The 11,673-nt window shown below is 37.8% G+C and carries 9 protein-coding genes; 5 read left to right on the top strand and 4 right to left on the bottom strand.

All coding sequences use genetic code 11. The annotated features are described in order from the left end of the window. Positions 1 to 99: 99 nt before the first annotated feature. The 4 genes from BUA72_RS11730 to BUA72_RS11715 form a co-directional block, all read right to left on the bottom strand. Positions 100 to 1,305 carry a hypothetical protein gene (locus BUA72_RS11730; RefSeq protein WP_072923030.1) on the bottom strand — a complete coding sequence of 402 codons (1,206 nt, stop codon included), beginning with the start codon at positions 1,303 to 1,305 and terminating at the stop codon, positions 100 to 102. 9 nt (positions 1,306 to 1,314) lie between these two features. Beyond that, positions 1,315 to 2,673, bottom strand: a complete 1,359-nt coding sequence (hemN, locus tag BUA72_RS11725) for an oxygen-independent coproporphyrinogen III oxidase (RefSeq protein ID WP_047448056.1) — start codon at positions 2,671 to 2,673, stop codon at positions 1,315 to 1,317. Positions 2,674 to 2,882: 209 nt separating this feature from the next. Further along, on the bottom strand, positions 2,883 to 3,896 hold the full coding sequence (locus BUA72_RS11720) for a WD40/YVTN/BNR-like repeat-containing protein (protein WP_072923029.1): 1,014 nt from the start codon (positions 3,894 to 3,896) through the stop codon (positions 2,883 to 2,885). Between the two features lie 54 nt (positions 3,897 to 3,950). After that, the gene (locus tag BUA72_RS11715) at positions 3,951 to 5,492 is read right to left on the bottom strand and encodes an APC family permease (RefSeq protein ID WP_047448060.1); all 1,542 of its coding nucleotides are present in this window, start codon (positions 5,490 to 5,492) and stop codon (positions 3,951 to 3,953) included. A gap of 166 nt (positions 5,493 to 5,658) precedes the next feature. Here BUA72_RS11715 and pnuC point away from each other — a divergent pair, with 166 nt between their 5' ends. The 5 genes from pnuC to BUA72_RS11690 all read left to right on the top strand — a co-directional run bounded on the left by pnuC (position 5,659) and on the right by BUA72_RS11690 (position 11,637). Next, positions 5,659 to 6,336, top strand: coding sequence for a nicotinamide riboside transporter PnuC (pnuC, locus tag BUA72_RS11710; RefSeq protein ID WP_072923028.1), 678 nt, complete (start codon positions 5,659 to 5,661; stop codon positions 6,334 to 6,336). Next, positions 6,333 to 6,998, top strand: coding sequence for a hypothetical protein (locus tag BUA72_RS11705; protein WP_072923180.1), 666 nt, complete (start codon positions 6,333 to 6,335; stop codon positions 6,996 to 6,998). The genes pnuC and BUA72_RS11705 overlap by 4 nt, the downstream gene beginning before the upstream one ends. Positions 6,999 to 7,089: 91 nt before the next feature. After that, positions 7,090 to 7,857, top strand: a complete 768-nt coding sequence (gene dapF / locus BUA72_RS11700) for a diaminopimelate epimerase (RefSeq protein ID WP_072923027.1) — start codon at positions 7,090 to 7,092, stop codon at positions 7,855 to 7,857. 28 nt (positions 7,858 to 7,885) lie between these two features. Continuing rightward, positions 7,886 to 8,911, top strand: a complete 1,026-nt coding sequence (gene mltG / locus BUA72_RS11695) for an endolytic transglycosylase MltG (RefSeq protein ID WP_072923026.1) — start codon at positions 7,886 to 7,888, stop codon at positions 8,909 to 8,911. Between the two features lie 170 nt (positions 8,912 to 9,081). After that, a complete protein-coding gene (locus BUA72_RS11690) occupies positions 9,082 to 11,637 on the top strand; it encodes a TonB-dependent receptor domain-containing protein (RefSeq protein ID WP_072923025.1) in 2,556 nt (851 codons plus the stop codon). Positions 11,638 to 11,673: the final 36 nt, after the last annotated feature.

The raw sequence follows: 11,673 nt of genomic DNA, 5'->3' as shown, positions 1-11,673 counted from the left end.
AGTTGCTGGTTGCTAGTTCGTATAATTAAGTTAATAAATTCAGCGTCTGATGTCTTACAGCTTGGTTCTAGACTCTTTATTCTCAATTAAACAAAAATTCTAAGCCTCAATATTCTTTATTGGGGCTTTTTTAAAATAAAGAAAGCCTGTTGCTAAAAATACAGGAATCAGCAAAACAACTCTTTCAAGCTTCGATAACCTTTCTATTTCATTTTCAAAAAGAGTATTCTGAAAAAAGCCTACAAGCACAACTGAAATCACAAAGATTAAAATTTCAAACCACGAAAGCCGTTCATCCGAAATTTCCACATCGGAAAACCTGTTGCTTAACACCCAAAATCCCAGAAAAAGGATCATAAAAGGAAATGCCCATATCCTGAACGTATCCCATGCTATGGCGTGAAGCAGAAGCGGAAATAAAGAAACAGCCGCAAGAAGCATAAGAATATATTTATTGACTTTTCTGAATTCCCTGATTGCAAGGTAGATCATAAACAAGATGGGAAGCCCGAATTTAACCGTATTTTTAGACAGAAACATCCTTTCTATAAAGAATGGACTCTGCTCCTTGAGATAAGTCCCAAAACTTTCTGTGTAAGCAGAAGAAATCATCACCGCAACTTTTCGGCTTATAAAACCTGTATTCTCCAGATAATGCAGGATAAGCTGATCATTTTCTTTGCCATACAATTCCTGATAAAAAGATACGGAAAGCGTAGCCACTACGGGCAACAAAAGGAACAGACCTGCTTTTTTAAACAGTTCTGATGAAAAAATCAACTTTTTACCAGACGTTTCATAGACCAGAAGCGCAAAAAGGCAGACAGGAACCATCAGAAAAAATGATATCTCATGGATTACTACCGCAAATACAGCTAGCAGCGAAGCCAGAAAAACTTTTTTATTTCTGATCAAATAAACCGCCAGTATAGTCAGAAGGAAGATCACATGATCAAGATACCCAATAAGATGTGCTGAGAGTACAACATACTGTGAAAGAAAAAAGACCAGATAGAACAAAACCTTCCTGATGCTGTATTTCTGCAGGGTATTACGGACGGAAATAATGATTAATGCCGTATAGAGAAGCAATAAGATGCCTGCAGATAAGATCTGAATATGAAGTAGGCTTTTCTCAAAAAAGAACCCGAAAATTTCTCCGGCCAGTCCCCTTTTTATAAATCCGAACCGGTAATCCATCAGCCAATGAGCCTCAGACCATTCGTTAGGAAGTCTTATGGTCTTGATGACACTGAAGGCCAGGGTGTATACATATAGAAAAACAATCAGAAACTTCCGGTTCATATTCTATTTCTATATCGTCATAGAGAAAATTCTCGTTTCAGGTTTATTTCTCATCATTCTGAGGTCAAATACCATCGCGACGTTTCTCGTAAATGCTCTTCCTTTTTCTGTAATCTTAATCTGGTTATCGTAGATTTCCACCAATTCATCCTTCTCCATTTCCTCCAGCATTTCAAATGCATTCTCCAGTTCAGGGAACGAATTTTTATCTGTAAAGGTAGTTTCCAGCTGACACATCAGATTCAGAATATGTCTTCTCACAGTAAGATCTTCTTCATCAAGAATATGACCTTTCACTACCGGAATCTGACCTTCTTCCACCATCTTCTGATATTCTTCTACGGTTTTCACATTCTGGGCAAAAGCATACCAGGAATCTGAGATGGCAGACATTCCAAGACCAACCATCAATTGGGTATTGCTTGAAGTATAGCCCATAAAGTTCCTGTGCAGTTTTTTCTGAATAAGAGATTGATACAGATCATCGTGTTCCAGAGAAAAATGGTCCATTCCTACTTCAATATATCCTAAATCCTGAAGTAGTTTTTTCCCGTCTTCATATAAACGGCGTTTTTCTTCACCGCTTGGAAGGTCGTTTTCATCAAAACCTCTCTGCCCCACTCCTTTTACCCACGGAACGTGTGCATAGGAATAGAACGCCAATCTATCCGGCTTCAGCTCCATCGTTTTTCTGATCGTATGCTCCATCGCCTCCCAGGACTGATGTGGAAGCCCGAATACCAGATCATGACTGATTCCGCTGTACCCGATTTCCTTGGCCCATTCCGTTACATTTTTCACATTTTCAAACGGCTGAATTCTGTTGATGGCTTTCTGAACTTTAGGATCATAATCCTGAACTCCAAAACTCACTCTTCTGAATCCAAGGTCATATAAGGTCTGAAGATGGTCTCGTGTAGTATTATTCGGATGTCCTTCAAAAGAAAACTCGGGATGTTCTGCAATTTCCACCGTTTCAAAAATCCCTTCCAATAAGGTTTTTAAGTTTTTAGGTGAGAAAAATGTAGGCGTACCTCCTCCGAGGTGAAGTTCTTTCAGTTTCGGTTTTTCTTCAAAAAGCTCCAGATAGAGTTTCCACTCTTTTAAAACGCTTTCCAGATATGGAATTTCAACGCTGTGCTGTTTTGTAATACGCTTGTGACAGGCACAGAACGTACACAATGCCTCGCAGAAAGGCAGGTGAATATAAATAGAAATTCCCTCCTCTGCATTGCTCTCATGAAAAGACCTGATCACCGTATCCCTCCACTTTTCGGGCGAAAATGTTGACTCGTCCCAGTAAGGAACAGTGGGATAAGACGTGTAACGTGGTCCGGGAATATTATACTTATCTATTAAAGAATTCATTTCAAAATTTAAAATATTATCGAATCATGAAATTGGGACTACACCAGTTTCATCCTGCAAAATTAACCATTAGTTATGAATTTTAAACCATGAAATATATTAGGCCGTATTTTATAATGAGTCTAAATACGGTGGTTACTGGAATTTCTCCAAGAATGATAAATTCTATACGTAAGATTTACAATTCTGATACAGTCATTATTCTTCCGTTAAGACTTCAATTTCATCACAGAAATCCTGTCTTTTCCTGCAAAAACAACTGTATTTACATTGATCCAACTGCAAACAAAGAATCCTTTTTCATCAGAAATTTTCTTCCATGTTTTCCCGAAATCAGAAGAATAGCTAATGTGTTGATCTCCCACTGAAATCATCTCTTTACCCTTGGAACCGGGCTTGATTTTCACACAGGTCGTGTAGCCTGCATTTTGTCCGGATGCCTGAATCTGCCAGCTTTCACCACCATCATTCGTTGTAGCAATATTATTGATATTGGCGTCCTGTTTGGTATAGTCTCCACCTACTGCAACGCCAAATCTGTCATCATAAAAATCTATTGAATACATTCCCTGAGAATATTCTCCCTGGATAAAAGGCGTATTGAATGTTTCAATTTTTTCCGTTTTAAAATTTAATCTTAAAATCCGTGATGATTTCCCTCCTGTGGCAACCCACAGATATTTTTTTGTGGAAGCGATATTGGTATTGCTTGCTGCAAATGCGGCTTCACCACTATTCAGCTGTACCTTGTTTTTGAACATACCCCATTGACCATCTCTGTAGACAGCCAGCTTGAGCATATTATCTTTATCGGCATCACTGAAGGTATAAGCCAGTTTATCATTCACAAAATGCAGAGCATCATAAAAAGCAGTTTTCGCCGTATCTGTAAACACAGTTTCCGATTTTAAACTTTCTTTATCAATCTTAAAAAAATAAGCAGGACTCTCAATATTAATTGCATAAAAAGAGTTTTTATCCTGCGCCAGCGTTCTGAACTGAAGCTTCTTTTCAGATAATCTGATCTGTTTCTGATTTTTGACATTCTTCAGATCAACAAACCCGAACTTAGAATCTGTTCCGCTGTACCAGACTTTTCCGCCATCAACTTCAAGAGCACGGATGCTTATTTTATCATTAAGAATCGTCTCGAAACTTTCTATCTGTTGAGAAAATGTAAAAATTCCCAGAAAGGAAAATACAATGAGGATTAATTTTTTCATATAAGACAAAAATAAAAAATCCGCAGTAATCTGCGGATTTTGATTGTATGTTTTTTAATCTAAATCATGTTTTTCCAAAGGCTCCTGTTCTGCTTTGAAAGTTTCTCCGTAGCCTCCGTTCTGAAGCTTAGAGTGTTTTTTACTGTACAGGAAGTATACAAAGAATCCGATGATCAGCCATGCGAAAGAATACATTTGTGCTTCTTTGCTCAGGTTAAATATCAGATAAACGTTGATCGCGATACCTAAACAGGCAATAAGCGGTAAAGCCGGAACTTTAAAGTTTCTCTGTAATGCAGGTTCTTTTACTCTCAGTACCCAAACTGCTACACACACCATGGTAAACGCGAACAGGGTTCCGAAACTGGTCATGTGTGCAAGGTCATTAATAGGAGTAAGAGAAGCTACAATAGCAATCACAACGCCTAAAATAAGAAGGTTTTTTGTAGGAACTCCTGTTTTAGGGTTTACTTTTGAAAAAGTAGCAGGAATCAATCCGTCTTTAGACATTCCTAAGAAAATTCTTGACTGACCCATGATCATTACCATCAATACTGAAATCAATCCTACAGTAGCAGCAATGGTGATAATGTATCCTGCCCACGCGTATCCTGCAATATCAAATGCATAAGCCACAGGAGCTTTAATAGCATCCGGATATTTCCCAAGCGGATTAAAATCTGTGTAATGCATCATTCCCGTTAACACTAAAGAAACAAGGATATATAAAAGTGTACAGATGATCAGCGAAGCGATGATGGCAAACGGTACGTCTTTTTTAGGGTTAATGGCTTCTCCTGCCTGAGTGGAAACGGCATCGAAACCTACATAAGCAAAGAAAATAGCGGATGCTCCGGCTACTACTCCGGCAATACCGTAAGCAGAATGGGAGACTCCATTTTCTGTGATGGTGGTAGGCTCAGGAATGAATGGAACCCAGTTTTTAAAAGGATCAGCTGAATTGAAAATAATAAAAGCTCCTGCAACAATTACGAAAATAATAGCAGAAACCTTAAGTACTACAATGAAGTTGTTCGCTTTAGCAGCCCCTTTTGTCCCTCTTACTAAGATCGAGATCACAAGGAAAACAATCAGAAACGCAGGTAAGTTCATAGAGAAACCTGAATTTCCAGCTGCAATATAAGTCTGCGGATCTGTGGTAAGATAAGCCGGAAGATGCAGCCCGAACATTTTGAGGAGTTTCGCAAAATATCCCGACCAGGAGACGGCGACGGTCATAGATCCCATAGCGTATTCCAGTATCAGCCCCCATCCTATGATCCAGGCGAAGATTTCTCCTACCGTTCCATAAGCGTAAGCATAAGCTGATCCTTCTACAGGAAGAATGGAAGCAAATTCTGCATAACATAATGCTGCAAATACACAGGCGATTCCCGCTATAACAAATGAAAGTGCCAGTGCAGGCCCGGCATTATAATAAGCACCCGTTCCCGTAAGTACAAAAATTCCTCCTCCAATGATTGCCCCGATTCCGATAGCAGTAAGGCTCCATTTTCCCAGAACGCGTTTCAGCTGGCTCTTTTTGATATCAGCTTCATAAGCGCTCATTGGCTTCTTAACCCAAATTTTAGACATGTTTTTTTATTTAATTAAAGATTTACGAAAATATAAAAATTTTACAAACCTTAACGTTTATTGATAAACTTTCGTGATTTATTTTAAACAAACGTATTTAAAAAACTGATTTACACATTATTTAATTTATTTTCAAAAGTGTTAATTTTTGTTTATTTTTGATCGCATGAATTTATATGATCTTTTTGTAAAGCCGTATGAAAACTACAGTGCTGCCCAAATCCTGCTTGAAGCCTCTGGTACGGTTTTCGGAATTTTGAGCGTGTATTTTTCAATTAAAAAGAATATTTGGGTCTACCCTACAGGCATTGTCTCCACGCTGATCTACGTCTATATTCTATTTAATTTCGGGCTGCTTGGCGACTGTATGATCAATGTGTATTATACGGCGATGAGCGTTTACGGATGGATCTTATGGTCAAAAAACTCTAAAGACCACGTTCATGTCGATGTTTCCTGGGCTACCAATAGAGAAAGAATGTTCGCAGGCGTTCTTTTTATATTAAGTCTTGCACTGGTAACACTGATCTATTATTACAAACCTTACATAGATAATCAGTTTTCTATGCAGGGTACGAATTTAGGACTGTATCATCTTGACTGGGCGAATTGGCTGGATGCGATCACGACTTCTATTTTTTTAGTGGGGATGTGGTTTATGGCCAGACAGCGCATTGAGAACTGGATTTTCTGGATCATCGGAGATTTTATTTGTATCCCAATGATGATTTTTAAGGAGCTTGGTATCACTTCGGTTCAATATTTGGTATTTACTATAATGGCGATCTTAGGATACGTCAATTGGAAAAAAAGTTTAAAAGAAAAAAGTACAATAAAGTCATGAAAAATTTACTTAAAATAGCATTCAGTATCGTTGCTATTAGTACTCTGACATCATGTTTGGCTTATTCAGACGGATACGCAAACAATGGTGGTTACGGAGACCCATATTATAACAACGGAAATTATTATGCTCCATCCGGTTATTACGGAAACGGCGGTTATTATGGAAATGACGGCTACTATTACAGAAATGACGTCAATTATTATTATGATAGTGGTGTTCCTTATTATTACTATAATTCAGGGAACAGCAGAAGAAAAGTTTATGTAGAAAGAAGATCCAATTCCAATATAACTTCCCAAAGACCGAATAACGGATTCAGAGGACAGCCGACAGGCAGTGGAAACAGTAACAGCAATGGAAACGGATTCAGAAATCCAAACAGCAGTTACAATAACGGTAACAACAACCAGAGACCACAAAGCAACAACGGAGGCTTCAGAAATCAAACGGGCGGGACTTACCAGAACAATCAGGGAAGCCAGAATAACCAGAACAGTGGCGGTTTCAGAAACTCACAACCGAGTAACCAAAACCAAAATCAGAACAGCACCAGAACGGAATCTTCCGGCGGGTTCAGAGGAAGCTCAAGCTCCCAGAACAACACTCAGCAAAACAGTGGTACAACGAGACAGCAGTCCAGCGGAGGTGGATTTAGATAAAACGATTATAAATAAGAAAACGAACAGCTAACACTGTTCGTTTTTCATTTTAAATATATTAATTTTGCTCGTTAATTTTACACTAAATAATATGGAATTTTATAAATATCAGGGAACTGGAAATGATTTTGTGATGGTAGACAACCGTGACCTGCAGTTTCCCAAAGAAAAAGATCTTATTGAAAAACTATGTGACAGACGTTTCGGAATCGGGGCAGATGGTCTTATCCTTCTGGAAAATGAAGGCGACTATGATTTCAAAATGGTCTACTATAATTCGGACGGCGGCGAAAGTACGATGTGCGGAAACGGAGGAAGATGTCTTGTGGCCTTTGCTTTCTTCCTGGATATTTTTGAGGATAAATGTAAGTTCATTGCTACTGATGGTGAACATGAAGCGGAGATTCATAACGGGATCATTAAATTAAAGATGATTGATGTGGATACAATTTCTGCAGACGGAGAAGACACGGTGATGAATACCGGCTCACCTCATTATGTAAGATATGTAGAGGATCTGGTGAATTACAATGTTTTTGCAGAAGGAAACGGCATCAGAAATTCAGAAAAATATAAGGAAAAAGGTATCAATGTGAATTTTGTTGAAAAATTTAATGATGATGAAATTTTTGTAAGAACCTATGAACGAGGCGTTGAGGACGAAACTTTCAGTTGTGGAACAGGAGTTACAGCTTCTGCTTTAACTTTTTTACAAAAACATAATCTAATCTCTGTAAAAGTTAAAACTTTAGGAGGCGATCTTAAAGTTCATGCTGAGAAAAACGGAAATTCCTTTCAGAATATCTGGTTGGAGGGTCCGGCAAAGCAGGTTTTTAGAGGCAAAATAGATCTTATTTAAAAACAAACTTTTAATCAACTTTTTAATAATGAAAAAAACTGTTCTCGTTATCGCTCTTATCGTTTTTGGAGCGGCAGGATTTTTTGGTTTGAGATTTTATAATAAATATTACGGTAACAACGTAGAAAAGGATGGCTATGTCTTAATTCCCCATAAAGCGGATTTTAAGCAGATCCTTGACTCCGTGGGCCCGTATGTAAAAGATAAAGAAGCATTCGAGGCTGTGGCCAAGGATAAAGATCTTGCTCAGTATTTCAAGCCGGGGCGTTACCATTTCCAACCGGGAGCAGGAAACACCAACCTTGTGAATATGATCAAGGCCGGAAATCAGTCTGAAAACAGTTTCAGAATCGGGGATTTCGGGGATATGTATCAGATGATCGGGAAGGTGACGAAAAAGACGGAACTTGATTCTTTACACTTCGTGAATGATCTGAATCAGGTAGCTGTAGAGAAAGGATATAAAAATGCAGAGGATTTAAAGAAATACTTCTTCATCGATACGTATAATTTCTTCTGGACGGTAAGTCCGAGAGAGTTTTTCAAAAAATTCGATGAGCAGTATAGTGAGTTCTGGACGAGCGACAGAAAGAATCAGGAACAGCAGTCGGGTCTGAGCAGAGATCAGATTTATGCTTTGGCATCCATTGTTTATAAAGAATCGGGAGGGAAAAAAGATGAGATGAAGACGATTGCAGGATTATACCTGAACCGTTACAGAAAGGGAATGAAGCTTCAGTCTGATCCAACAGTGATTTATGCGATCAACAAGCAGACTAATTTTAAAGAGCAAATCAAACGCGTATTTTACAAACACCTGTCTACTCCATCGCCTTATAATACCTATGCTAATAAAGGAATTCCTCCGGGACCGATTTGTGTAGTAGACAAAAACTCTGTAGATGCTGTTTTAAATGCAGAAAACAACAATTATATATTTATGTGTGCAGATCCGGCGAGGTTCGGCTATCATAAATTTACAGCCAGCGCAGAAGAGCATGCCATCAATGCAAAAGCGTATCAGGACTGGCTGAATTCAAAAAATATAAAATAAAAAACTAATTTAACTTTTATTTAACAATACGATAATTAACTTTTAACACTTACATACGACTTATACATCTATAAATAATACATAAATTATAATATTTTGAAAATCAACCCAATTAATGATTTCACAATGTTATAAGTTATACTTTCACGATTTTACACAAACAATACCTTATGAATCAGACGGAAATTGTCAACATTTTCACAAAAAAAACGCTAGCACTTACTTTTGTACTTTCGGCAGCTGCCATGGCATTTGCGCAGGATAAAGCAGGCGTTACGGGAATGATTGTCAACAAAAACAACCAGCCGGTTCCTTATGCTTCTGTGACGTTCAGCAATAAAGTGAACAAAGCATTAAGCGACGCTGTACTTACCGACGAAAAAGGACAGTACAAACTGGAATTAGCTCCTGGAAACTATGATATCACCGTAGAAGCCATCGACTACAAGAAGAGCACTATTACTAAAAATATTGCAGGCCCTGGAAACATCGGCGCTTTATCTATACAACCTGAAGCGACAACCAGCCTTGATGGTAAAACACAGGAAATCCAGGGAGTAGTGATTACTGCAGCCTCAACGAAACCTTATAAAGTAGAGCTTGACAAAAGAACGTACGACCCTTCTCAGGATATTGTAAGTAAAGGAGGAAACCTTCAGGATGTTCTTTCTAACGTTCCTTCTGTTTCTGTGGATACTGACGGTACTGTTTCGATGAGAGGAAGTTCGAATGTAAGATTCCTGATTAACGGAAAACCATCTGCCCTTCTTGGAATAGATGATGGGGCCAATGCACTTCAGAGTATCCCGGCAGACCAGATCGACAGAATTGAAGTGATCACGAATCCTTCTTCTAAATTTGAGGCAAGCGGTACAGCGGGTATTCTGAATATTATTTTAAAGAAAACCAAGAAGACCGGTTTCAATGGTAGTGTTATCGGAACTTTAGGATACCTTCCCCAAACCAACCTGAACGCCAACCTTAACTGGAGAAAAGGAAACTTTACATGGTTTCTAAATGGCGGTGGTGGCTACAGAGAATCTAAAAATACCAGTAGAAACGATGATTATTTTAACAATGCCGTATTAAATGATGATCTGATACAAAGAAATACTAACTCTGAAACTAAAAGTAAAAACAACAACTATAACGCTTCTGCAGGTATCGTTTATGACATTTCTGAAAAAACCTCAGTAAATGCATCCGGAACCGTAAGAACTTTTGACAGTGAAAATTTTGGAAATATTGATTATCTCTATACTCCTTTTAAAAATGCTTTTTATACATCAAACAGAAGTACTTTCGGAACCAACAACAACCTGGCTTTTCAAGGTGATTTTGGTTTGGATCATAAATTTGATGATAAAGGACAAAATTTATCATTATCATTAAGTTTACAGAGAAGCCGGTCATACAACGATACCAATATTGATGATACTATTGATAATTTGAAAGATATCATTAATCAACATACCACTAACAGATCTGTTATTGGTAAGGTTGATTATGAGTTGCCTATTGGTGAATATTCAAAATTAGAAGCAGGATACAGAATTGATATCAATACCAATGATTATAGCAATGATGTTCGTGAGAGCACCACAACAAAGCCATTAGATTTTCTTAAGCCATACACTTATGATGCAACATATAAGGAGACTTTTAATGCTTTTTATTTGCAATTCAAAAGTAAAATCGGAAAATTAGGATATCAGGTAGGTGTAAGAGATGAATTGTCGAATGTAGATATTAATTACGTAAGTCTTGACCCCAAGAAAAATGTACCTGCAACTAATAAAAATTACAATAACTTATTCCCAAGCGTATATTTAAGTTATGAATTCGCTAAGGATAATCAGTTGCTATTAAACTACACAAGAAGAATAGACCGCCCAAGATCATTCTTTATGATTCCTAACCCGAGTTATAATGATAACCAAAATATTTTTGACGGAAACATTGATCTTAACCCATCATACGTAGACTCTTTTGAATTTGGGTACAGCATTTCAAAAAAGAAATTTACGATTAACCCTACGCTATATTACAGACATCAGACTGATGACACGAAAATGTTAGTGTATAATATTTTGGCTACAGATGAAAATGGAGTTATTACTACTCCAAAGCGTATAGAATCTCATACAAAACCTATTAACCTGGGTACGGATGACCGTTTTGGTTTAGATTTAAACTTCAACTGGGATGCAACAAGCTGGTTGAAATTCTTAGGAAATGTCGACTTGTTTGGCTATAATACAAAAGGAAGCACGCTATATGATACCTTTGATAAAAATGGTAATCCTATTCAGGCTGTTGCTGATTTTAATGGTAAAGGTTTTTCAACAAGAGCGAGACTTTCTTCAACCATTAAAGTAGATAAAACATTCAGCTTCCAGCTACAGGGATTCTACAGAGGGGGCCAGAAAACGGCCTATCAGGATAGAAAAGACATGTATGCCATCAGTCTTGGTGCTTCTAAAACCATTTGGAAAGGGGACGGAACTTTAGCCTTTAATGTTCAGGATATTTTCAATACCAGATCCATGAGATCTACAACATACACAGCCAATAGCGTAAGAGATTCTTATATGCAGTGGCAACCTAGACAGTTCTCAGTTTCTCTTACCTACAGATTCAAGCAGGGTGAGAAAGTAGAACAGCCTAAAAGGAAAAAAGATATCAACTCCAATGCATCTGGCGACGACCAACAAGGACCAATGTAAACATATTACCCATAAAAAAAATCCCGAAAAATATTT

The sequence above is a fragment of the Chryseobacterium sp. OV279 genome (assembly GCF_900128945.1).
In the GTDB taxonomy this organism is placed as follows: Bacteria; Bacteroidota; Bacteroidia; order Flavobacteriales; family Weeksellaceae; genus Chryseobacterium.
Note: the sequence above shows the minus strand (reverse complement) of the source record. Positions and strands in the feature narration are given on the sequence as shown.